This window comes from Pseudomonas sp. Irchel 3A7 (assembly GCF_900187565.1).
Classification (GTDB): Bacteria; Pseudomonadota; Gammaproteobacteria; order Pseudomonadales; family Pseudomonadaceae; genus Aquipseudomonas.
The window spans coordinates 344,413-366,592 of record NZ_FYED01000006.1; the positions used below are offsets into that span (position 1 = coordinate 344,413).

Below are 22,180 nucleotides of genomic sequence, written 5' to 3' on the forward strand. Positions count from 1 at the left end.
TGTCAACGCATAGATTATTCAGATTCACTTAGAATCAATTGGGCAGGCACTCGTAAGTAATGGTTGCGGGGCATTGCAGTTTGGAGGCGGCGATGTCGCTTGGAGGCATAAGGGTCAGTATCTGGACATTCCCGGATCTCCCCCCAACCTGGCGATCCCCTGCTTGATGTGCCCGGCGTTCTCACCAATCCTTTCAAGCGCACCACGTGCGTTCTCACAAGCCTCAGATGACCCGCGCTGCTCCTCTAAAAGGACGAGTTCCATCAGCGCGGCTTCGATCGCCAGTTGGTTTTCGTACAGCCTAGCCAGTACGTCAGGAAGGGAATATTGCTCGGCCATGACTCGACTCCGTTCGGATGGAGAGCCAAGCATAGCAGTGGTTAAATAGGGGGCCAGGACGGGTGGGGGAGCTCGTGAGCATTATCGGGCACAGAGAATATGGCAGGTTTAGCCGGAACGATGCCAATGACGCCGAACCGTCGACTCCGCCATCCCCAGCTCTCTTGCAATCTGAGCTTGCGAATGCCCTTGTTCTTTCAAAGTTTGAACCTTATCCCGTGCTAGAGCCGCTGCCGTAACACGAGGGTGAGGTCTTTCCTCTTTTTCCAAGGCAATTGCGACCTTGAGTAGAGACTTCGACTGAAGGTCTTTTTCGGCGATTTCAAGGACATCGCTGGCAGTCCGCTTTTCTTGCGCCGCACACACCAAGGCCATCAGCGCGACAGGGTGCAGTTTAAGAGCATCGCTCAGCTCAATGATCGCCTCAAGGCTGGGCGACGTTTTTCCATTTTCAATTTGGCTCACGTGCGATTGTGTGAGGCTGCCGCTCAGGTCATCTTGCTTGAGGCCGCACCCTGTCCTCAGGAGCCTCAACGCTGCGGCGAATGCAATGCGCACAGACATTTTTCCGTTCCGTTAAAACAGGGTTATATGCCGCGTTTGCCATCCGCCACTCAAATCTATATATTTATATGAATGGCGGTGCGAGTGATATCCCATGGTCTTGAGGGCCAGAGATCCAGTCTCACCCTTGTGTTCGTTCCTTCAATTTAGCTGTAAATCGAGATCGGGCTACAGATGAAGCTCTACGTGCTTTCGGATTTGCATAACGAATTTTCTCCATTCGCCCCTGAGCCTGGAGATTGTGACCTGGTCATTTTGGCAGGGGATATCGACGTCCAAACTCGCGGTGTGAAATGGGCAAACGAAAGCTTCCGTTGCCCAGTAATTTATTGCGCAGGGAATCACGAATACTACAAAGGTCACATCGATCACACGCTTCGCAAAATGCGAGAAACCGCTTTACCGCACGTGCACGTTTTAGAAAATCAGGTGTGGGTTTGCAACCAAACACGGTTTTTGTCTACGACTGGGTGGACAGACTTCTCGTGCACGGGAGATGCCGTGGCGGCGATGGTGACATGCGGGATGTGGATGAATGACTTCCAGGTGATTCGAGCCGAAGATAGTTTTCGCCGGCTACGTCCGGCAGATGTGATAGAGAAAAACCGCGATGCTTTTGATTTTTTGATGGACGAGCTCAACAAGCCATTCGACGGAACAACAATCGTGATTACGCATCACTGCCCAGCGCTGGAAGCTGTCGGTGATAAGCACGACGGGCACTTGAACGCGGCCTATTCCAACCAGTGGCATGCGCTCCTGCCGATGGTGGACGTTTGGATTTTTGGACATACACATCGCGCTGTTGATATGGAGATTGGAGGGTGCCGACTCATCTCAAATCCACGAGGCTATCCCGAAGAAAACACAGGCTTCATTGCAGATTTCACGATTGAAATTTGATGGCGTTTGCAGGCAAAAAAAAAGGCAGAAAAATGGGGCTTCCACAATGTGTGCTGGACGCACAGAAAATCGATTTCGGTGTGCCGATTAGTGGTTACCTATGCTGCGCTGAATATCAGCTTCCATGTATGACTGGTGTCGTTTTTTCTGAAACAAGAGGGCGTTTTGCGGATGGGAAGACAATCCGTACGTCGCTTGTCGAAAGAGTGTATGAGCTTCGGGGGTATCAGCTGTGCGACACGCACAACGGCAGTTGTTATGTCATCTGTCATTGGTGGCATGAAAATGGCGCCATGCCGGAGATCAACATGATCCACTGACGAAGCCCAGGCTATTCGATCTGCAGGCGCAGCTAACGATGCAAAATCTGCAGAGGCCTGGATGGTTTTCGTGCAGCTTTAGAATTTTTTAGAAACTAGGCAACAGTGTGCAAACCGAATTGATTGAAGATGTGCTGTATGGCCCGGCCCAGATATTAGGGGGATCACGATTAGAGGATGAAGAGCTGATCAAACTGGCACGCGAGGAGTTCGATGGCCAGCCATTTTGCATTGTTCGAAACTGGATGCTGTGGGACATCGTGCTCCCTGAATCCGAGGAGCGGGACGTCCAAAAACGAGGCCTGCAACCTACTGTGCTGTTCTTTCACGACGCAGTGTTCGACAGCGAAGGGCGAATTGCAGCACGCGACAGTTTCATCACTGGATTTCAAAAAGACTACCACGGATGTTTTTTTGAAAGCGAAGACACCCTCTTTATTTTGGGTGGTAGAGGTTTTCGCAAGCATGTGAGTTCGCCTGCGTTTGAAGCGCTGAATGCGTACGCAAATGCTGGTGCTACTGCACAGCTGCATTCCTGATGCCTTCGTTTCGCCAGAGCGCTATCCAGAATTTTCTCCATTATTCATCCTCGGATAACGTGAATGTTTGACCCAAGAAATGAGCTTCTTTTGTGCGCCAACCACTTCATAGAAGCGGTTGAGGCTGTGCGAGGGCAGGGGGCAGCTCTACAGCTGCTACGGGAGTTTTTATGTCTGAAGGCTCATGCCGAAATTGTTTATGCGCCAGATATCAATGCCTACTTTCTTCGCCTGAACGACGTCGATCGGTGGAGCAACAAACGCGTCGGAATGCTCGAAGCGGTGTCCACGATGCCATTCAAAGCTATCGAGGTGTTCCAGGCTGAAATTGCGACGTGGGCGCCACAGGATTACGCGCACGTCCGTGACAGCTTGGGGGTAAATGCCTTGATCAAACTGGGAATGCCAGTGAGCAGTTGACCTGGCCTTTGCCTCCGCCTCCTTCGACGAAGATGACTCATTGAACCGATGAAAACAGATACCTGGACAACCTTGAATCTCCCTTTGTTGGGCGCTGAGGCCAGCGATTTCGTTGATCACTGCCTGCCGTTAGGCTTGTTCGAGCAGTTGGTCGATCTGTTGTCTTTGGATGCAAAAATTTTAGGCAAGTACGCTGGGATACCTCCTCACACGCTATCAAGGATGGCAAATGCTGGACTGTTTACTGTCAACGAAAGCAAGAACCTGGCGGCGTTGATCCGTGTTCTAAACGCTGCCATTAAGCTCTTTGAAGGCGATGTCCAAGCAACCAGGGCATTTCTGACTTCGCCATCACCTTCTTTGAATTCGAAGACACCATTGGAAGTGCTCAGCGTAGGGGAGGGCAGCATGGCCGTCACTGACCTGATTGGTCGCCTCGAACATGGTATTCCCATTTAATGGCCTCTCTTCCTCCGTCCAGCGAATTCCGAAGCATAGAGACGTGCACTGAGTCGTCGGAAGATGATCCGATGGTGCTGAGGATTCTGGATCTGTTGGCTGCTGATATTTATTGCAGTTCAGAGCGACTGTAGGCGTTCGATGCTTGCTTGATCGAATTGAATCGTTGGTCGGCTGTTTAGAGGTTGACCTCACCGCGACGCTTTTGGCGGATGATGAGTAATTCAAGTATGAGGCGCTGTGCTTGGGCGTACGTGCTCAATCAATGTCACTCGAAGAGTCGCCTGGGCGACAAGCAGACGTCGCTTCCACCTCATTGCCGGCGTGAAGCCCTAAGAGCGCCTTAAAAGCGTCTCAGCGATGAGCGAGATTCATATGAATTTCTAATCATCGTGCACCCAGCCGTATGCGCAGTGGCGTGCATTAAAAACGCGAGATACAAATATGCTCAATCCCCAATTGTTAAGTGGCCAACTTCAGGAAGTAGCGGGTCGCTTGGCCTGCCGAGGCTTTAAACTGGATGTCGCGTGCATCGAATCGCTTGAAAAGAGCCGAGAGTCGTTGCAGGTACGCACTGAACAATTGCAGGCTGAGTGTAATGCCCGCTCAGAATCTATTGACCAAGCAATGGCCAGGGGCGAAGACATTGCTCCCCTGATGGCTGACGTCGAGCGCATGACCAGTGAACTTGACTCTGGCAAAAACGAACTCGACGGCATTCGAGCAGAACTGGACAGTATTGCTCTGACTGTGCCCAACCTTCCGGACACCAGCGTACCCTTCCGCTGCAATGAGGACGGCAGCAAAGAAGTGCGGCGCTGGGGAACTCCACGCGTGTTTGATTTCGAAATCAAAGACTTTGTTGCATTGGGTGAGTTCAGCGGAGGTCTGGATATTGAGGCTGCGACCAGGCTTTCCGGTGCCCAGTTTTCGTTGTTTCGCGGCCCCGTTGCGCGCCTGCACCGTGCCTTGGTGCAATTCATGATCAACTTGCACACAAGTGAACACGGTTACGAAGAAGTCTGCTCGCCGTATCTGGTTAAGGCATCGGCGCTGCAAGGCAGCGGCCACTTGCCGAGATTGGAGGAAGACTTGTTCAAGATCGCTCGCGACGGCGAAGCTGATCTGTACTTGATCCCGAATGCCGAAGTCTCTCTGATCAATATAATGGCCGGCAAAACCGTCGACGCCAAACAATTGCCGATCAAGTTTGTCGCCAACACCCCGTGCTTCCGCAATGTAGCCGGTACGTCAGGTCGTGATTCTCGTAGCGTGAACCGCCAGCATCAGTTCGAGAAGGTTGCGATGGTTCAGCTGGTTGAGCCGACAAAGTCCTTGGAGGCCCTGGAGGACATGACTGCATGTGCTGAGCGTGTACTGCAGGCGCTTGAGTTGCCTTACCGCGTGTCGGTTCGGTGCACTGGCGACATGGGTTTTAGCGCAATCAAAACCTTCGACCTGGAAGTATGGGTGCCGAGCCAGGACAATTATCGCGAGATCAGTTCTTGCTCCAGCTGCGGTGACTTTCAAGCCCGACGCGTACAAGCGTGCTGGCGCAACCCAGAAACCGGCAAGGTAGAACTGGTGCACACCCTCACTGGTTCAGGGCTCGCGGTGGGGCGCACGTTGGTCGCGGTACTGGAAAACTACCAAGAGATCGACGGCTCCATCCGTGTACCAATGGTGCTCAAACAGTACATGGGCGGTGTCGACATCATTCGTTGACAGCTGTTTTTGCTTGAATGGAGAGTGGGAAGTCATAAACCGGCGTCAGGTTGCATACGCCACATACGCCACTTGGGTAATTGCACTGCCTTGACCACCTGCTTGCATTTCACCTGACCAGTCTTTTGCGGCAGATTGACCAGCACACTTTGTGGCTGGGACAGGCAGAGAGAAAACAAAGCTGCCTGTCAGCACGGGCAGAAGCCGGCCAATCGCAGACATCCTTTGCTAATGGCAATGCGCTCGCGCTTACACCAGCAACCTGTCCAACCGACGATTGATGAATTTATGGGGTTGCTTTCAGCGCTTTAACCAGAGCCCTGAAATTGATAGTACTCATCCACTCTGCGAGCTTTTCCACTTCGGCTACTGCCTGGTGTAGGGCATCACGCGTGACATGAACGGCGGGGGGCATCATCCAACTGCCTCCTCTACTCGCGAGAAGGTTCATCTCATGGCTGCTGACGAACAGTGGGCTTGGGTGCTTACTAAGCACCGCTACATTGTGATCTGCCCGTGTAGAGGTTATTGAGGTCGCATGCTGACTTGCATTTCGAGCCAGAACTACCTGCTCTAAAATGGAAAAGTTTGCGGGGCACTTGCTCCAGTCAACGCCCATCTTGGCGAAGCAGGTTCGATAGCCATGGATGAAACCTTTGCTAAAAATGTTCTTTCCCCACAGCTTTTCAAAGTCCAAACCTGCGTTTTTTTCATGGGTCACGAAGAAGATTTTCAGAGACTCCGAGAGCATCGAGACACAGGTCTGGCCAACTACCTGCAAACCTGTTTGAGCTCGCAGCCACTCCTCCAAAAAAGCTGGTTCTTCACTCATGGTTTCCGGGTCGAAGGGAGGCGGCAGAAACGGTGGTAGACCGTCCTCGACTTTCTGCATGGTTTCAGCGAATGGCGCTATGGCTTCGTCGTAGTAATGTTTGATGAATGCGGTGCGCTCTTTGAGAAAAAAATCAACGTCCAATTTCCTTACCTCTCCGTGAAGTGAGGGGGCACCCCGTCACGCCCCTCCAAACTGAATCTACAGACCGTGGCATTCCAATGTCGGGATTTGTCCTGACGCACGTTTCGGATAGATGATGTCAAGCCAGAGAATAGGGGTATCTGGGTCAAGCTGGACATCCCTCATGCAAGGCAGTCGCGGGAAGTGTTCTGCCGCGGCGGCCAAGACTTCTTTCGCATCTTGGGATTGGCCTGCTGTTTGGTACCGCTCTAACAGCGCGAGGGCCATGCAGGCTTCGACCTGCAATGGCACCTTGAGTCCTGTGGGCTTGAAGCACTGACCACCGTCCGCTTCAGGCTGATCTGCCTGTCATCAATACGCCGATGCTGGTCAAGTTCATGCATTTACTGGTACGAGCGCGAAGAGATTGCGACTTGAGTTGTGTTTTGGCTTCAAATCGACGCGCTGGCCGGTGCGACGTTCAGATGATTCAACAGCGCCTTACGCAGTACCTCTAGCGGCTCTTGCAAGCGCCGTCTCTCCCTTGGGTCATCACCCGTCGGCATAGTTTTGGTTGTGTCTCAGCAATGCTTCGCAGTCGTTTGCGTTCAAATCAAATTCGATCACTGAAACCACCTTTTCTATGCTCGGCGAGGAGCTCCATTTCGTGCACCCACAGTCTTAAAAAGCGGCGCCAATCGTTCGCGTAACTGCCTTCTCGCAGGCGAGTTGAAAGCGCGCTTGCGGCCTCAAAGCGCTGTCTCCAGGGCTGCGGAATATGGTGGTCAAGTACGATGACAAACGGGTAGCCGTCACTTCCTGTAAATGGGGTTTCAGGAACCAGCTCGCGTAGCTCTTCAATTGACATGTCGAAGGCATCCCCGATCGGGTTTTCTAGATCCTGGTGCTCCACCTCATCGAGCTCAGCCAACAACGCTTGTGCCTCCAACGCACCTGGACGTAAGCGCTCCAACTTCCACAGTGCCTCCCGGCGTTTACGCTCACGCTGCCAGAGAGATTTTAGATCTAAGTCCATGCCTACCGTGCACCACGTTGCCAAATGAGTCCACGCTAACAGTTCCGCATCGGATAGGTGCACAGAATTGCGTTGAAAGAAGGGCTGTCGTGGGGCGTTTTTTTTTGCGCGCGCTTGCCCTGTTAGTCGAGATCGATAATCTCGTTTTGTCCCACTTGTCGAAATGTGTGCATCGAGATTGACCGCAAGCGCACTTCGACGTTAACTGTATAGATATACAGTTTCGTAAGGCGTCTTTCATGAGCGTTAGCATTCTCGGCCCCTTGGCAGAAGGGGGAGCCCAGCTTCCATTTTACTCGTTCAAAGTTCCGGCAGGATTTCCATCACCCGCTGCCGATCACCTCGAACAGCACATCTCTATTGATGAGCTGCTGGACATCCGTGCGCCGCATATCTACCTGGTGCGCATCGAAGGTCACAGCATGGAAGGTGCAGGGATTTTCGATGGTGACATGGCGGTGGTGGATCGCTCGATCACCGCTGAGCACGGGCATATCGTGATTGCCGCTGTGAATTGCGAGCCCGTCTGCAAGCGTCTGTGCAAGCAAGGAGCGAGCATCATCTTGAAGTCCGAGAATCCAGGTTATCCGCCGCGTTACATCCTTGAAGGCGATGAGCTGATCATTTGGGGAGTCGTGACCTTCAGTGTGCGTGCTCATGACCCGAAAGCCTGAGCCTGTCTTCGCACTCATTGACTGCAATAGCTTCTACGCAAGTTGTGAGCGCGTTTTCCGACCTGACCTGGCAAAGACGCCAATTGTGGTGTTGTCGAACAATGACGGTTGTGTGATTGCCCGCAGCGCGGACAGTAAGCCATTCGTGAAGATGGGTGAGCCGTACTTCCAGATCAAGCACAAGCTCAAGCAGCACGGTATCGTTGCCTTCTCTTCGAACTACGCCTTGTACGGCGACATGAGTGAGCGGGTGATGACCGTCATCGAGTCCTTGGTACCTGCTGTGGAGGTCTACAGCATCGATGAAGCCTTCGCAGATCTCGCAGGTGTGCCAGGAGATCTTGAAGCGCTAGGGCGTCGCATTCGAGCTCAAGTTTATCGAAGTACCGGAATCCCGGTCGGCGTAGGCATAGCCACCACGAAAACGCTCAGCAAACTGGCCAATCATGCCGCTAAGAAATGGCAAGCACAGAGCGGTGGAGTGGTCGATCTTCGTGATCCAACTAAGCGCGATTGGGTGCTGAAGAAATGCTCGGTATCTGATGTCTGGGGTGTTGGGCGCAAGATGACGCTTCATCTCGAAGGCATGGGCATCAAGACCGCTTGGGATCTCTCCAAAACCGATCCCTGGATGCTACGCAAGAAATTTAGCGTAGTGATCGAGAAGACTGCCCGTGAGCTGGCGGGCACACCCTGCCTGGAGCTTGATGAGCCCGATCCACCCAAACAGGAAATTTGCTGCAGTCGAATGTTCGGTAAGCGTCTGACCGAGATCGCACCCATCAAGGAGGCGGTTGCTACCTACATGATGCGAGCGACGGAAAAGCTCCGGGCCCAGCAGTCCCTGTGCAAGAAGATCAGGGTGAGTATCCGTACCGGCATGTTCAATCCAGAGGAAGCGAAGTACGCCAATGGTGTGTTGGTCGAACTTCCGTACCCCACGGATGACGTGCGTTTGATGACAAAGGCTGCGGTAGAAGCGGTGGATCGAGTGTTTCGCCCAGGCTTCAAGTACAGCAAAGCCGAGGTGCTCCTGGTTAACCTATGCCAAAAGGGCGAGTACACCGAGGATCTTTTTTTAATCTCACAGCCGCAAGCGTGCGAGAAGGTGATGGGCGTGATGGATGCCATCAATGGCAGGTGGGGCAGGGGGACGATGCGTTTGGCGAGTGTGCCGACGAACCCGGATTGGGGGATGCGCAGGGAAATGATGAGTCAGAGCTTCACGACACGAATTGATCAGCTCTGGACAGTGTATTGCCACTAGACCACCGACGTTGCTTTTCATCCGGTGCGTTGGTTGCATTACTCACCATTATGGTCTGGGAATAATTATTGCCGGGCCATAATTTTGGGTGCGTTGCTCAGTGGCTTCAGATTTTATCAAGTGAGCAGCGGCTTTTTATCACTTGCCAAGCATTGTTGTACTGCACAGTATTTTTCGAATCCCAGGCGATGGAACGGAACCAAAGTTCGGTCTCCAATAAATCGTGTTCCGGAATCAAATCTATAGGAGTAGACAGCTGTGCAGATCAACAATCCTTTTTTGCAAAGCCTCGGTATTGAGTTGATTCACTGGGTTGAAGGAGAAGCCGAGTTTCATATGCCCATTCAGCCCCAGCACCTCAACCGTCAGGGAATGCTGCATGGAGGATTGATCGCCACATTGCTGGACGCCGCTTGTGGGTACGCAGGGCTGTACTCGGGCGAACATGAGGAGGAGACTCACGGAGTGACCGTTACGCTGAATATTTCTTACCTCAGCGCTGCGCGTGAAGGGACAGTAATCGCCAGAGGGCTAGTGAGTCGCAGTGGCCGAAACCTCTATTTCGTGCAAGGCACTTTAGTCTCTGATCAAGGTGAGTTGCTAGCCACTGCCCAAGGGGCGTTCAAGCGCAAGTGATACTTTTAGGGCAATTGGGGCCTGCTATAGGTTTCGCTGCAGCCTCCATCATTGGTTCAGTGGGTCGGACTTCCTAAACTGCTTGCGGGGCGGTTATTGCCAAGCCTATCGGGGAAGCAATAGCAATCAGACCAGCAGGTCATCCAGAGTTGGACGTGGATGTCTTGCAAAATCCTGAAACCGAACGGCACTGGCCGATGCCGTTACAATCGGCTTAACTGTTCCGATCCAACCTTTGGTTAGGGAGAGTGACCAGCATGCCGTCTTCTACCTTTGCAAACGCTCAGCTGCCGGATGGTATTGACCTGCGGCGCGCCGAGCTGGCCACTCTGATCAAAGGATTTGCCCCAGGCTTTGGTGTCCACGCCACGGCGATTCAGGACTTGCACCTGATTCGTAGCGATCATCCTACGGAAGACCTACATCAAGTGCACAAGCCTGCACTGTGTGTAGTCATTGATGGGCGCAAAGAGGTGCGCCTGGCCAACGAAACCTACATTACGATCCTCTGAATTATCTCGTGGTTTCGGTGACCTTGCCTATCGTAGGCAAGGTCACCGAAACCACTCCCGAGCGACCTTATCTGTGCCTGCGCTTGGACATTGATCCAGCGCAAATCTGCCGCTTGATCGCCGATGTGAGCCCAATCGGGGTGCCTGCTTCGCGAAACGAAGGTCGTGGCTTGTTCCTGGAGCGTACTGACGTTTCCTTGCTTGATGCCGTGCTGCGTTTGCTGCGGCTGCTGGAAACACCGGAGGACATTGCCACACTTGCGCCGTTGGCATTACGGGAAATTTTCTATCGATTGTTGCGGGGCGAGCAGGGCCAGCGCTTGCACGAAATAGCCATGCCCGATTCTCAAAGCCACCGCGTCAACCGGGCCATCGAATGGCTGAACAATCATTACGCAGAACCCTTGAGCATCGACAACCTGGCGCAGTTGATCAACCTCAGCACGTCGGCGTTGCACCATCGCTTCAAATCGGTGACGGCGATGAGCCCGCTGCAGTATCAAAAACAACTGCGGCTGCAGGAGGCGCGACGCCTATTGCTGACGGAAACCAGCGACGTGTCGTCAATCGGTTACAAAATGGGCTATGAAAGTCTTTCGCAGTTCAGTCGCGAATACAGCCGTCTGTTCGGCGCTCCACCCAGCAAGGACATAGCCCGACTGCGCGCACAGGCAATGTAGCGGTTTTGTACAAGCAAACAGAATCAGGCAAACCGAGAACAGTATTCGCCTAACGTGAGCACAAGCCTCAGCCCTAATCTGAACCCATGCAGAAACACAACTGCAACGGGTTAACCAGATCAAGGTTATCTGAACGACCCGGCCCTAAATCCTTGATTATGACCGGAGTCATCACCATGAAAACTGTTAGCCAACTGATCGCCGTTGCCACTTTTGCCCTCAGCGCCAGTGCATTTGCCGTACCAAGCAACCAGGAAGATCGTTTCTTCACTCAGACCACCGAACAGCAATCGATCATTGCCGCCGATGGCTCGGATCGCACCCCACAAGGCCAGGCGCTGGCTGCCGATGGTTTGGATCGCACTCCACAAGGTCAGGCGCTGGCTGCTGATGGAGCGGATCGCACTTCTGGACGTCGCTTGGCTTGAGCCCTTTTGTAGGGCTCAGCCCTGGTTGGGTAAGCGAAGGAAATGCCCTGCAAGCGAGAGCCTGCGGGGCATTTTTAGTTTTCGGGTGACTAAAACACTGGATTCGTCCAACGACCTTCTATACTGGGAAAAATGTGGAGCTGGAAAAGGAAGGCTGACTCTATTGCCGTGGGTTCGATCGGGAAAGGATTAGAGTTACTTACCTTGGACGATTCGGTAGAGGAGGTGGCCGTGCTAGCATTTACACACGAGGAACACCCCATTGAGGGCGGGATCGAGAAGACGATACTCGCGGGCGATGATGCAATCGCCACCGCTTACTTCCTATCATCCTCACCTGATGCCCTGCTGGTCTGGCCATTGTCAGAAAATTCAAACGTGGGTGATGTACTCGACAAATTCGCCTCCGTTTTTTTGCAAGGACGTTCTATTCCATTTGCTGGCGCCGATTGCGAGTATTGGGTCGGAGATACTTATTTTCGATCAGAAATAGCGGACTATCAAGGTGACGCCAACGGAATTATAGAGAAGTACGATTCTGACGCTTGTAAGCTCGGAAGGGCACTCGAATTACTCCGGCTGACATGCAACGGTATCTGCATTGAATTGACCTTCAGTGATCGGCCACATTATGTCGACCGAGCTGCGGTTGCCGCGATGGATTTCGATGTAGACGCATTGAATGAGTTCCTTGTTTGGTTCCATCCCTATCGGGAAATTAACTACTATCGAGGCCAGCTAGATGAGGCTTTACGCAATGTATTGGGCGAGAGCTATATTTGCGGTGTGAAATCACAGGTTTCATCTTATGAGGGATGAATGAACATGGGTCAGAAAGTGGGTAAGCACGGAGCACATTTTAACCTCGATGCGCTTCCTCCTAGTCTGTCAGTGAAAGGGGCTGGACAGATGTCTATCAGCCATGAGAATCGGTCAAGAGTACCGCTGATATTGTCCGTTTGTAGATTGGAGTCGCGTGATCTTCAGGTCGCTCTTTCGGCTCTGCCCACCGGGAAGGCAACGGTCGATATTACCCTTTCCGCGTGTAGTCGATCGGGAGCACCTCACAAATCAAGCACTCCTATTGGCCAGTGGTCGGCAAATGCCCCTGGATACTGCACGATCGACGCAGAAATCAGAATCCTGAGTGCACCCTCGAAAGGACTACTCAGCGTCCTTATACCAAATGAAGATGTAACGGTGACTTAAATGTCCTGGGAATGGCTCATCCTCATTGCGATTGTGCGATTGCTTTTCGTGATCGCGCCATTCCTCAAGATGATTGATCATTTTGCATTTTCTAAGGAGTACGCTGAAGAAGCTCAAGATTTTGCTAGGGCCTGCGCTTGCAAAGCTATGCTGCTGTCGTTTCCAGCATTGCAACTGATTAATCTACTTGCGATGGCGGACAAAAATTGCGGACAGTTAGGCGTTGCATCATTTCCACTTGCTGCGGGTTTTCTCCTGTCCGTGTTGATTGCCGTCTTATTGTTTTTCATTCCAGCACACTACTATAGGGGGGCGTTGAAGGGATTTTACTGGGTCTCAGGCGTTACGATTCTTGATGTGTTGTTGTCAATACTCGTGTTTCCAGAACTTTCAAAGCTGCTCTGTCACCATTAAGGATCCATCCTGCACATTATGATTTTATAGAGCGCAGTGTTTGTTTTGTAACTTTCGAACCCGAACCAAATACATGATTACACGAAGTGATTGTAACTTTAATACGGTTTTGGTCAGAACAAAATTAATGGAGAATTAAAGATTCTGAAGTAAAGCAGGAGAATCCTCCCGCGTTGTTTAAGTAAACGGAATCAGGCAATTCGAGAACAGTATTCGCCTAACGTAGGCAGAAGCCTCAGCCCTAATCTGAGCCCATGCAGAAATTCAACTGCATCGGGTGAACCAGGTCAACGTTATCTGAACGACCCGGCCCTAAATCCTTGATTACGACCGGAGTCATCACCATGAAAACTATTAGCCAACTGATCGCCGTCGCCACTATCGGCCTCAGCGTCAGCGTATTTGCGGTACCACGCCATCAGGAAGATCCTTTCTTTACCCAGACCACCAGACTGCAACCTGCCATGGCCTCCGATAGTTCGGATCGCACTCCTCAAGGCCAGATGTTCGCCGCTGATGGATCGGATCGCACTTTTGGACATCGCTTGGCATGAGCACCTTTGTATGGCTCAGCCCAAGTTGGGTTTGATAAGCGAATAAAATGCCCTGCACGCAAAAGCGTGCAGGGCATTTCTCGTTTCCAGGTGCTCATTGCTTAAGAGTAAAAATTCAAGCGTGCCTGCCCAGCAGGGTATTACTACGACCTATCCCAAAAGCCTTTCTTGATGGTCAGCGAGCACTCGCGATTGGCTGGGCCGCCATGAATGTAAGCCCTAGACAGTCCTTGGTTGAAGGTTTCGCAGCCAATTTCAATCTGCACGCAGCCACTGCAGGAATTACCGACATCCGTGCATATGGGGTCGAATGCGCAGTTGAAGGCGAACATGCTGGCGTCATCAAACCAGGGCAGGAGATAGTGCTGGAATAACGTCAGCAACCCGCCGGCGGTATAATTCTGGACGGACGACACATAGAGGATGACCGACAAATCCATCGGTATCAGGTATTCCTGAATACTCTTGGAGTCATACCCAGTATGGCGGCGCGCAGTGAGCATGAGCGCATGGCTGATCGAATGCAGCAGGTTGAAAGGGGCACCTTCTTCGGGATTGCGCGCCGGGATTTCCCTCGCTGCTCTGCCAGGATGCATAGCCAGGACGTGGTAGTGGCTCAACAGGTACGCATGACTGCGGGCTTTGTCATTGAGTACCTCTTCATCAGGCGATTCGAGGTACGCCGAATCGATACACCAACGAAGCACCTTGCGAGGATCCAGTCGAATCCATAGAGCCTCTGTTTTCGCCGACATCGCGTAGATGGACGTTTTGCCTTTCATGCCCTCATCGACGCGATCAGCAAAGGCGTTGAGCACTACAGGAGGAGCGTCAGGGTTGATTGAAGGGGCGCTTCTTTCCCGTGTGTACCCCAGCGTGGCCAAGACCACTCGAAGGTCAGGGATGTGCGTGATCGAATCGATCCCATAGCGTTCCTGTACACTCTGCCACTGACCGGCAAGCACGTCTTTTTGCGCGATATCTGTGGTTTCTTCGATCTCCTGCTCGATCGTTCTGCCCTGGACATCGTGGGGCAAGAAAACGGCTTCGAGCGTGCGCCGATTGCTGACCAGTTCGATCAGGGTGCTGAGTTCTGGAATCAAATTGCGTATGGCACTGAAACAGCCGGTTGATGTCGCGAGCTTTGCCTCGATCGTGGTTACCTCTTTTCGCGTTGAATCAAGCATCTGGGCCAAATCTTCGTCATCCTCGGCCATTACTTCATATTTCGCGATGCTGAGTCTTTTTCTCTCCAACTGCGTACGCAGGGCGGCCTGTTCGTTTGCATCGCTAATATTTGCCGAGAGCAACATGGAAAGTTTTTGTTCCAGCTCACGGCCAGATATCTTTTTCAGCAAAGCGAGCGCTATACCTTCGGCAACGTCTTGAGCCATGCCCTCGGCACTTTCGCTTGATCCTTGCAAGCACTGCAAGAGGCTGGCAATGAGCTTGCCCCTGTCTTCGCTCAGCGCAATGTACTGGGTACTCTGGGCGTAGAAAGACTCACCGCTGGTGAGTGGTGTTCCACGCTTTTGAATTTCGGCACCAAACAAAGCACTGCACGCGGGGCACTCGTCCTGATATGAGCCCGACAGCTTATCGCCGGTTTCCACATCAAAAAACGATGAGTGGAAGAACGAACCGGCATCTCGGTAGCCGATGCTGGTGGATCGACGAGCGGGGTGCGGAATGTGGACGGGGCTTGCGTAACCGCACCGATGTACCGAAACGTAAGGAAGCTGGATCATTTCTCCCGAGCAACCTCTGCGTTTGCAAGGGATGAAGCTCCTGCCATTGTGCTCTCTGATCCGGGACTGCATTTTGGAAAGCGTCCGGTCATCTGGCTCGCGGGCGTCGTAAAAATCAAGCACTTTGCAACGCCTGCAGGTGAGAATAAGTGGTGCAGGGGAGACAAAAATTTCAGATGGAGATTGGATTTCCAGACGCTTCTTTTCTGCGGCGGTCAAAAAAGTTGGGTCGACCTCGCCACCGGCGCTTTCCCAGTCATGTACGAATGTCAGGACAGCTTCGCGCAGCTGTTGCTTATCAACCCCTTCCAGCGCTGAACCACTATTGTTGAGAATACCCATAACTCGACCGTACGCTTGGTTGCGAAGGCGCATGTAGGCTCCAGGGAGGAAGGCTTCCCTGAAAAGGCGGCTGCGACTCACATATTCCTTGTCCATTTTTCCTTCCTCACCTGGCTATTGCCATGAATACTTGATCAGCCGCACTGTTGACTGGCTTGATCACAATCTGGTTCTCGATGTCGCGAAACGAGCGGAAGGGGGCATACCCGAAGATGTCACCCAGTGCTTCGCTCAACGTCTGTTCGTTCTTGCTTCCCGGCCACCGCTCTAATTCAAAAAACGCGTTGTCGACACGGGTCATCAATGCGGTGTCAAACCCGGCGATCACTCGCGAGTCAAACGTATTGCTCAGCGCTGCCGGGATGCGCAGCGCATTGATCACGACAGTTTTGATTTCTGCTGCAGCGGCCTTTCCCATGTCGCTTCGCAGTAGCGTGACAAGGTCGGTCACCCTGTGGCTCAGGTCGCCTCCCCATCTTTGCTGCGGGGCCCAGTTGAGCAGTACTGCCGACATGACCCCGGGTAGCGTGCGGTCGATGATGTTAGGAGCGAATCTGTTGATCGGAACCGAGTCAACCAGGCGATCAAGGAACGTGTGGTAGTCGCCGAAGTTCATGAAAACACCAGACTCAAACAGCTGATGTGATGAAAGCACGCAGAGCACGATGCCCGGATGAACGCGGCCACTTCGAGCGGAGGCCTGGATGTATTCCGCCGTCGATTTTGGCCAGCCTGCGACGATCATGAAGTTTAATTCCGCGATGTCGACTCCGTGCGACACAACGCTGGTGGCAATGATGTGTCGGCAGGTGTCATCAGCATCCTTGGTTTCGACATGGCGAATTGCGTCGAGGATCATGTCCAGGCGGGTTTCGCCATCCAGCAACCGAGCTTTACGCTCCAAATTGGTCTTGCTGTTGACCTCCTCCATGTATCGCATGATTTCGGTGATGCTGCGTTTGCTGTTGGCATACACCAGGTCGGTGTTCAGGTTTTTCTCGATGTAACGAAGGGCTTCCTGATTCTGGCCATTGGTTATGCCGATTGCCTTGAGCAGTTGTGCGTCACCGTTTGCAAGCTTGCCTCGCCAGTCATCTACCTGATCCAGGAAGCGAGAACTGGCTTCCGCCACCGCTTTCATGGCAACACGGCCACGACCGATGGGGAGAATCCCTGCAAACCAGCGACGAATCAGGTGTGAGCCTGTCTCGTCATCCTTCGCTTTGCGAGCATAGAAGGACTCGCCCTGGTTGACGCCGGGGGCAGGGAAGCGAACGGCGTTGCGCAGGTACAGGTGATGGATGTGATCTTCGAAATCCTTGATGGTGGCTGTTGCCGAGAGCACTTTGGGCGCACGCCCGCCGTGACTGATTTGCAGGGTGCTGAGCAAGGTCTCGTAATGAGCGTCAAAGTTGCCGAGGGATTCGCGAAGCAAGTGCAGCTCATCCTGAACCAGCAGCGAGAAACCTGGGTCTTTCATAGGGGAGGTGGGTACCACTCTGACCACGCTAGTGCGGGTATTGTTACCGCAGTCGAGGGCCTCCCATTTCTCGCTTCGTTGCTCGATGCGACGATGTTCACATTTGGATCTTTGAGAGAAGCCGTGCTCAGGGCAGAAGTAACGCGCCTCGCCAAAGAAGTTCACAAAACGATGGTTATGGCCTATGACGGCGAGCTTATCCACTGTGCCCACAAGCACAGAAGGCAGATACCGGTAGCATTCTTCGTCTGAGACGTAGATACCAATCTCCCCCTGGATACCCTGTCCATGTTCTCCTGGATCGGCTTCGCAGTTCGACCAGCATTCGGGGTTGCTACATACATGCTTGATGCGCGCGCGAGCCATATCGGTCGCAACGCTGATGGAGCCGGCGGTTCCGCAATAAGGGCAATCGGAGATGAACTGGTAGGACTTAAGGCGCTCGTCGCTGAAAGATGGCAGGAAGCCTTTCTGGACGTCTTCGCCATAAGTGCTGCTGACCCGGTTTGGCGTGCCTTCACCTGTGTAATAGCCAATCGTGAATGGCCATCCGCCAAGACGCTCACGGTGACGCAAGATGTTGGTCTGGGCGAGCACAAAGGAAAGCCGCTGGAATTGCTGAACGGACAACATCCGCAATGGAAATCTGAGCCAGGCAGTCGTGCCGTAATCGCGTCCCTTAAGCCGACCATAAAGCAACGCCATGCTGATGATACCGAGGTAAGCCTCGGTTTTGCCGCCGCCCGTGGCGAACCATAGTACGTCTGCTGTTTCCATGCTGCCTCGAAGTTCAGCCGAGGTGGCATGCCGTTCGTAGATCGATCGTATCTGCGAGAGAATGAAACCGAGTTGGAACAAGTGCCATCCGGTAAACCTTTTCCCCTGAATCTTGATGGCGGCGCCCATTGCTTCGTTCATCCATTGGAAACATTGACGCAGGTCGTCATGTTTGCGCAGAAGCTCAACACCGTCGCGAATCCGGCTGGTTTCCTCCTGAAAGGCATTGCGGTCAGCAATAGCAACATCCTTATCTGCCATCAGCCCTGCTGATTCCAATGCACTGATACGACTTGCCCATTCGCCGAGGTAGCGCTCTTGCGTTTTCAGGAAGCTGTCGCAAACCAGGAGTGGATCGCGGGCAAGCATGTCATAGCTCGGGGCTGAGTCCATTCCGACTTCAGCAGGCGATGGAGCGTCAACCCGGGGCTGAGCGTAGGTAGGCATTCCATCCGTCATGAACAGCTTATTTTCTACCTCAACGACCGCACAGCTGATGCCGTAGCCAGGAAGGCCGTCATTATCGCGGTAGCGGTATTCTTCCGGCTGCAGACGATGTGGCACCTTATAGTTCTCGCCAGCAACGAGTTTGGTGACCAGGCGGGCATCCAATAGGTATGGGGAGTCGACGCCAAAGACTCGGGCATGGTCGGTGGTCGTCTGGTTTTCCAAAAAAACTTCTAGCAGGAAGCTACCTTGGGCGTTCGTACCGAATGCTGACGGGGTAGGGCGAAGGCGTGCACGCAGGTTTATCGCATAGTTGAGGAGCGTATTTTGGTCGCTGACGATCTGCTCATGAACGGTGCGGTTGAGGCTCGTCTGATCGGCCAGAGCAGTGTCGCTCCAGTTGTAACCGAATTTCGCGTTGCCATTCGCATTCGTGTGACAGCGCCGCATGACCCGAGGATCGCTAATCCATCGTTGTTGTTCCGCCTTCAGCACAGCTTCGATCGCAGCTTTCCCTGAGACCCACTCGTTGGGCTTGTGGGGGGCAAGATCAAGCATGATTGATGAGAAACACACCGTGTAGCGCTTGTACGCTATGGGCAGGATTTGGCCCCTTTTTGGCGAACCGGCATCAAGCACCAGGTTTTCTTCTACGCTGCATAAATCAGGAATGTAGCGATGCACGACATCGAATTGACCACTTAGCTCACATTTGATCCAACCGTCCTTATCGGGAGAGACCAAGAGCACGATGCCGATTGAGTTTGGAGGTTGTGGGCCTGTATAGGCGGGGTCGGGCGCTGCGCCCAGGCAGCCAACCAGGCTGATGCGATTGGGTTCGATGCCGTCATACAGTTTGCCGTCTTGTGGCAGTACATCCACGTCCTTGTCACTCAGCCGCAGGCGCATCTCTTCAAGAAATGCAGCCGTCAGGCCCATTTCTTCTCGGTAGTTGAGAGCCATGGTTCGTCCTTAAGATTGTGTGGTTTCCAGATGTTTGCCGGCGTGATGGATGACGAGTACCTTGTCATCTGCATCCCAGTCGAAGTGAATACGCAATGTGCGTGAGGGATCGCGGGCGTTCCCAAGGCAGAAGTGCCTGTTCATGTTCGCGGGCTTACCCTTGTATTTGCGGTTGTCTGCGTACATACCCATTGTCACTGGGGACATTTTGGGTTCGAAGTCGATGCTCTCCAGCTTAAAAAGCTTAAGCACGTCATGGAGTCGACCCGCTTTCTCACTGTAATGGTCGTATAACTTTGTGGCCATCAGTGACAGGCAAGCCCGGAATTTTCCATGGTCACGGTACACCGAGTCGCGCAGGGACTTGAGAGCCGGGTTGGTCATGTGGATACGCCCAGGATGTGTGTCCGCAACCCCATTGACGATGTCGATCAAGCCTTCCTCTTTCGAAGAAATGACCTGCTTGGGGGCTGTCCGGATCGACTTCACCACCGATACTTCGATCATGTCGTCGAAGGCCCATCCGTCTATCGTCAACTGGCCTATCTCGACGGTGGTAGCACCTGCAGCTCTTTCCAGAATGGCTCGGCGAAGCTGGTTGCCAATCTGTTGATGGGCGATTCGTATCTGCTCGATGGCATTGGCTACGTAGAGTGCCGCTCTCTCGGGATTTTTGGCACCGGAAAGACGAGCAAACACGGTGACCGCCGCTCGGTCACGGGGGCCATATACCTTGTGACGATACCAACTGCCCACCGTTGCATCGCACACACTCACCTTTTCCTTGCGCAACTGGATTTGCACCTGGGCGACCGTCAGCTGTGCGGAGACGGTATCGACCATCGTTCTCCAGCGGTTGGCGGCTCTGAGGAACTGCTGCATGCCCTCTGAAAGAGCCACCATCTCGAAGAGCTTTTCTTGAGTCGCGATACGCTCATCGGTGTGTCGGAGCAGGATGATCTGATCACCTGCAGTCAGCTCATCGGCAGGCGTCGGGTGAATTTCTTCCTCTCGCAGCACGAGCACCGGACGGGTCTTGCTCCAAGGCAACTCTGCCTTCGCCTCTTCGAGGCAGATCCAGACAAGATCCTGAACTAAGGCCTCGCCGCTTTGCACGGAGGCCATAGGTTCTGCGGGCTGCTCCATCAGCAGATCCAGCCAATTATTGAACTCCGCTGCCAACGGGATAGAGACAGCACGTTCTTTCGCCGGATACAGACTGCAATCAGGATGGGTGAACGTTTCCAGAGCTAAGGACGGCAGAAGTGTATCGACATCGTCGCATCGACGATCATTCCAGCAGAGCTGCCAGTGAGTCAGCTTGTCGCCATCGACACGACTTTGAACACCATGCTTAGACCACCATAAATGGAGCATGCGCTCTACGAAGGGCTTTTCGTATTCGTAGGCTGGAATGGTCAGACGGCGACATGGCGTTGCTAACCAGTGCTGCCGATTAGGCCAAAGCATTCCCACAATGACGACTTCTTCGACTACCCCGGAGAACTGTCGATAGGCTTTCACGCCATCCATTGCGGTGATTTGAATGGTCTCGTTCCAGCCTTCGTTGAGTTCATTGTCGAACCAGTGTTCCAGAGCTGCTACTTCATGGGGGCTGCCACACAGCACCAACGTATCAGTCTTGTTCGTGCATGAATCCTTGAGGTGTTTGAGCAGCCATCCCGCTTTGCCAGTGATGGATTCCATAAGCAATTGATGCCAGTCCCTCAGCTGCTGGATCAAATTACGCGAAGCCACATCTGACTCACCGAACAGACAGCTTCCTTTGTCGGCAATTTGCAACCATCGCTCAAGGCAACGAATTGGGAAAAGACCCGGGCGGGTCGCTGCCTGTAATGTCGTCTCCAAATAAGGAAGGGGGAGAGACAATTCGTTGAGGCTGCGAAAGACCTTACCGATGATGGCCAGGCGTTCCTTCAGCACGAAATCCTTCCGATCCAGCTCGCGTCGTAAACCGAAGAATCGGTCAGCGATCAGTCCAAGCTCAGAACTGGCCCTTCGATCCTGGATCACCGTCAGCTTGAACCGAGAGTCGGATCCTGCAGGTGAAGTCAGTGCAGCTGTATCGCCGAGCCGCATCACCCATAGATGACTGCGAGTACCGTTCGAGCGCATCCTGTCCAGAGATTCGCTGTCACCCAGCGAGAGCAACGTGATTCGAGGCACCTCAGGGAAGCTCTCTGACAGTGCGCTATCCACGGCTGCGAAGTTTTCATTTCCTCCAAGCGTGCCATCTATGACCAGAACGAAAGGCTTGCTTGCTTTGCTGATCGCTTCAACCAGCTCCATCACGTCCGAGGAGCCATCCACAATCAGCGTTTGGGAAGCAGATGCCTTGTTGCGCTTGAGGTCAGATGCTCGCAGCACGCGAGCACGCAAGGCCTTCACGCGCGAAAGATCGTGGAAGCCGTTACGGGGCCGGGAGATGAATACGATGTCCGGACACTGCTCCATGTTGCCCGGATTCAGCCAAGGCGAACGTATCCCCCCTTGCAGTGAATCCAGCCGGATCCGCTGCAGATATACCATCAGTCGGGTGATTCCTTCCCCACCCATCAATGGCAGCGCAATCGCCACTGACTGACCGTATTTCAGAGCCCGTCCCGCCACCGCGAAACTGGTGCATTCGGCAACATCAGGAGCGGTCAAATTGATCGATGACCACGCTTCTGAGTTGGAGTGGAGCAGTTCACTAGCGGGAACTGCCCCCCACGCACCTTGCATCACCTGCACCCAGCCAGATTGACTTGTTATTTGCTGGGACATGA

At 53.2% G+C, this 22,180-nt stretch carries 21 protein-coding genes and 1 pseudogene; 15 read left to right on the top strand and 7 right to left on the bottom strand.

Annotation, left to right across the window (positions count from 1 at the left end; all coding sequences use genetic code 11):
* Window positions 1-114 precede the first annotated feature (114 nt).
* On the bottom strand, window positions 115-339 hold the full coding sequence (locus tag CKW21_RS12795) for a hypothetical protein (protein ID WP_095194330.1): 225 nt from the start codon (window positions 337-339) through the stop codon (window positions 115-117).
* A 108-nt stretch (window positions 340-447) separates the two neighbouring features.
* On the bottom strand, window positions 448-903 hold the full coding sequence (locus tag CKW21_RS12800; protein WP_095194331.1) for a helix-turn-helix domain-containing protein: 456 nt from the start codon (window positions 901-903) through the stop codon (window positions 448-450).
* Window positions 904-1,077: 174 nt separating this feature from the next.
* Between CKW21_RS12800 and CKW21_RS12805 the strand changes: the two genes are divergently transcribed.
* The 6 genes from CKW21_RS12805 to serS all read left to right on the top strand — a co-directional run bounded on the left by CKW21_RS12805 (window position 1,078) and on the right by serS (window position 5,269).
* On the top strand, window positions 1,078-1,806 hold the full coding sequence (locus CKW21_RS12805) for a metallophosphoesterase family protein (protein WP_095194332.1): 729 nt from the start codon (window positions 1,078-1,080) through the stop codon (window positions 1,804-1,806).
* Complete coding sequence (locus CKW21_RS12810) at window positions 1,806-2,126, top strand: hypothetical protein (RefSeq protein WP_256590208.1); 321 nt, start codon at window positions 1,806-1,808, stop codon at window positions 2,124-2,126. The genes CKW21_RS12805 and CKW21_RS12810 overlap by 1 nt, the downstream gene beginning before the upstream one ends.
* Before the next feature lie 107 nt (window positions 2,127-2,233).
* Window positions 2,234-2,665, top strand: coding sequence for a hypothetical protein (locus tag CKW21_RS12815; RefSeq protein ID WP_095194333.1), 432 nt, complete (start codon window positions 2,234-2,236; stop codon window positions 2,663-2,665).
* A gap of 63 nt (window positions 2,666-2,728) precedes the next feature.
* Window positions 2,729-3,085, top strand: coding sequence for a hypothetical protein (locus CKW21_RS31775; RefSeq protein WP_256590209.1), 357 nt, complete (start codon window positions 2,729-2,731; stop codon window positions 3,083-3,085).
* A 48-nt stretch (window positions 3,086-3,133) separates the two neighbouring features.
* Window positions 3,134-3,544: an antitoxin Xre/MbcA/ParS toxin-binding domain-containing protein gene (locus tag CKW21_RS12825; protein WP_095194334.1), complete on the top strand. Its 411-nt coding sequence runs from the start codon at window positions 3,134-3,136 to the stop codon at window positions 3,542-3,544.
* A gap of 444 nt (window positions 3,545-3,988) precedes the next feature.
* Window positions 3,989-5,269 carry a serine--tRNA ligase gene (gene serS, locus CKW21_RS12830; protein WP_095194335.1) on the top strand — a complete coding sequence of 427 codons (1,281 nt, stop codon included), beginning with the start codon at window positions 3,989-3,991 and terminating at the stop codon, window positions 5,267-5,269.
* Window positions 5,270-5,555: 286 nt separating this feature from the next.
* Here serS and CKW21_RS12835 read toward each other — a convergent pair whose 3' ends face one another.
* Together CKW21_RS12835 and CKW21_RS12840 are read right to left on the bottom strand one after the other, a co-directional pair.
* Window positions 5,556-6,245, bottom strand: coding sequence for a hypothetical protein (locus CKW21_RS12835; protein WP_095194336.1), 690 nt, complete (start codon window positions 6,243-6,245; stop codon window positions 5,556-5,558).
* A 592-nt stretch (window positions 6,246-6,837) separates the two neighbouring features.
* On the bottom strand, window positions 6,838-7,260 hold the full coding sequence (locus CKW21_RS12840; RefSeq protein WP_095194337.1) for a hypothetical protein: 423 nt from the start codon (window positions 7,258-7,260) through the stop codon (window positions 6,838-6,840).
* Window positions 7,261-7,499: 239 nt separating this feature from the next.
* On the opposite strand from CKW21_RS12840, the gene CKW21_RS12845 reads away from it, so the two are divergent.
* From CKW21_RS12845 to CKW21_RS12880, 9 genes and pseudogenes are all read left to right on the top strand, one after another.
* Complete coding sequence (locus CKW21_RS12845) at window positions 7,500-7,934, top strand: LexA family transcriptional regulator (RefSeq protein ID WP_095194338.1); 435 nt, start codon at window positions 7,500-7,502, stop codon at window positions 7,932-7,934.
* On the top strand, window positions 7,918-9,201 hold the full coding sequence (gene umuC / locus CKW21_RS12850; RefSeq protein WP_095194339.1) for a translesion error-prone DNA polymerase V subunit UmuC: 1,284 nt from the start codon (window positions 7,918-7,920) through the stop codon (window positions 9,199-9,201). Before CKW21_RS12845 ends, umuC begins: the two co-directional genes overlap by 17 nt.
* A gap of 258 nt (window positions 9,202-9,459) precedes the next feature.
* Window positions 9,460-9,837 carry a PaaI family thioesterase gene (locus CKW21_RS12855; protein WP_095194340.1) on the top strand — a complete coding sequence of 126 codons (378 nt, stop codon included), beginning with the start codon at window positions 9,460-9,462 and terminating at the stop codon, window positions 9,835-9,837.
* Between the two features lie 257 nt (window positions 9,838-10,094).
* Window positions 10,095-10,609, top strand: a pseudogene (locus CKW21_RS31780) (AraC family transcriptional regulator); the annotation flags it as partial.
* A 75-nt stretch (window positions 10,610-10,684) separates the two neighbouring features.
* On the top strand, window positions 10,685-11,029 hold the full coding sequence (locus tag CKW21_RS31785; RefSeq protein WP_256590215.1) for a helix-turn-helix domain-containing protein: 345 nt from the start codon (window positions 10,685-10,687) through the stop codon (window positions 11,027-11,029).
* Window positions 11,030-11,205: 176 nt separating this feature from the next.
* Entirely contained in the window at window positions 11,206-11,457 is a 252-nt protein-coding gene (locus CKW21_RS12865) for a hypothetical protein (protein ID WP_095194341.1), read from the top strand.
* 231 nt (window positions 11,458-11,688) lie between these two features.
* Entirely contained in the window at window positions 11,689-12,276 is a 588-nt protein-coding gene (locus CKW21_RS12870) for a hypothetical protein (protein WP_141232956.1), read from the top strand.
* Between the two features lie 390 nt (window positions 12,277-12,666).
* Complete coding sequence (locus tag CKW21_RS12875; protein WP_095194343.1) at window positions 12,667-13,080, top strand: hypothetical protein; 414 nt, start codon at window positions 12,667-12,669, stop codon at window positions 13,078-13,080.
* Between the two features lie 344 nt (window positions 13,081-13,424).
* Window positions 13,425-13,634, top strand: coding sequence for a hypothetical protein (locus CKW21_RS12880; RefSeq protein WP_095194344.1), 210 nt, complete (start codon window positions 13,425-13,427; stop codon window positions 13,632-13,634).
* Between the two features lie 143 nt (window positions 13,635-13,777).
* Here CKW21_RS12880 and CKW21_RS12885 read toward each other — a convergent pair whose 3' ends face one another.
* From CKW21_RS12885 to CKW21_RS12895, 3 genes are read right to left on the bottom strand one after another with little or no spacing between them, the layout of a single operon-like run.
* Window positions 13,778-15,820 (bottom strand): hypothetical protein, encoded by a 2,043-nt coding sequence (locus tag CKW21_RS12885; protein WP_095194345.1) that lies wholly within the window; start codon window positions 15,818-15,820, stop codon window positions 13,778-13,780.
* Window positions 15,821-15,830: 10 nt separating this feature from the next.
* On the bottom strand, window positions 15,831-19,391 hold the full coding sequence (locus tag CKW21_RS12890; RefSeq protein WP_256590210.1) for a helicase-related protein: 3,561 nt from the start codon (window positions 19,389-19,391) through the stop codon (window positions 15,831-15,833).
* A gap of 9 nt (window positions 19,392-19,400) precedes the next feature.
* Window positions 19,401-22,178, bottom strand: a complete 2,778-nt coding sequence (locus CKW21_RS12895) for a hypothetical protein (RefSeq protein WP_095194346.1) — start codon at window positions 22,176-22,178, stop codon at window positions 19,401-19,403.
* Window positions 22,179-22,180: the final 2 nt, after the last annotated feature.

Coding starts and splice junctions, on each gene's coding strand:
- CKW21_RS12795 (WP_095194330.1), bottom strand. CDS start 339: ATGGCCGAGCAATATTCCCTTCCTGACGTACTGGCTAGGCTGTACGAA.
- CKW21_RS12800 (WP_095194331.1), bottom strand. CDS start 903: ATGTCTGTGCGCATTGCATTCGCCGCAGCGTTGAGGCTCCTGAGGACA.
- CKW21_RS12805 (WP_095194332.1), top strand. CDS start 1,078: ATGAAGCTCTACGTGCTTTCGGATTTGCATAACGAATTTTCTCCATTC.
- CKW21_RS12810 (WP_256590208.1), top strand. CDS start 1,806: ATGGCGTTTGCAGGCAAAAAAAAAGGCAGAAAAATGGGGCTTCCACAA.
- CKW21_RS31775 (WP_256590209.1), top strand. CDS start 2,729: ATGTTTGACCCAAGAAATGAGCTTCTTTTGTGCGCCAACCACTTCATA.
- CKW21_RS12825 (WP_095194334.1), top strand. CDS start 3,134: ATGAAAACAGATACCTGGACAACCTTGAATCTCCCTTTGTTGGGCGCT.
- serS (WP_095194335.1), top strand. CDS start 3,989: ATGCTCAATCCCCAATTGTTAAGTGGCCAACTTCAGGAAGTAGCGGGT.
- CKW21_RS12840 (WP_095194337.1), bottom strand. CDS start 7,260: ATGGACTTAGATCTAAAATCTCTCTGGCAGCGTGAGCGTAAACGCCGG.
- CKW21_RS12845 (WP_095194338.1), top strand. CDS start 7,500: ATGAGCGTTAGCATTCTCGGCCCCTTGGCAGAAGGGGGAGCCCAGCTT.
- umuC (WP_095194339.1), top strand. CDS start 7,918: ATGACCCGAAAGCCTGAGCCTGTCTTCGCACTCATTGACTGCAATAGC.
- CKW21_RS31785 (WP_256590215.1), top strand. CDS start 10,685: ATGCCCGATTCTCAAAGCCACCGCGTCAACCGGGCCATCGAATGGCTG.
- CKW21_RS12865 (WP_095194341.1), top strand. CDS start 11,206: ATGAAAACTGTTAGCCAACTGATCGCCGTTGCCACTTTTGCCCTCAGC.
- CKW21_RS12875 (WP_095194343.1), top strand. CDS start 12,667: ATGTCCTGGGAATGGCTCATCCTCATTGCGATTGTGCGATTGCTTTTC.
- CKW21_RS12880 (WP_095194344.1), top strand. CDS start 13,425: ATGAAAACTATTAGCCAACTGATCGCCGTCGCCACTATCGGCCTCAGC.
- CKW21_RS12885 (WP_095194345.1), bottom strand. CDS start 15,820: ATGGACAAGGAATATGTGAGTCGCAGCCGCCTTTTCAGGGAAGCCTTC.
- CKW21_RS12890 (WP_256590210.1), bottom strand. CDS start 19,391: ATGGCTCTCAACTACCGAGAAGAAATGGGCCTGACGGCTGCATTTCTT.
- CKW21_RS12895 (WP_095194346.1), bottom strand. CDS start 22,178: ATGTCCCAGCAAATAACAAGTCAATCTGGCTGGGTGCAGGTGATGCAA.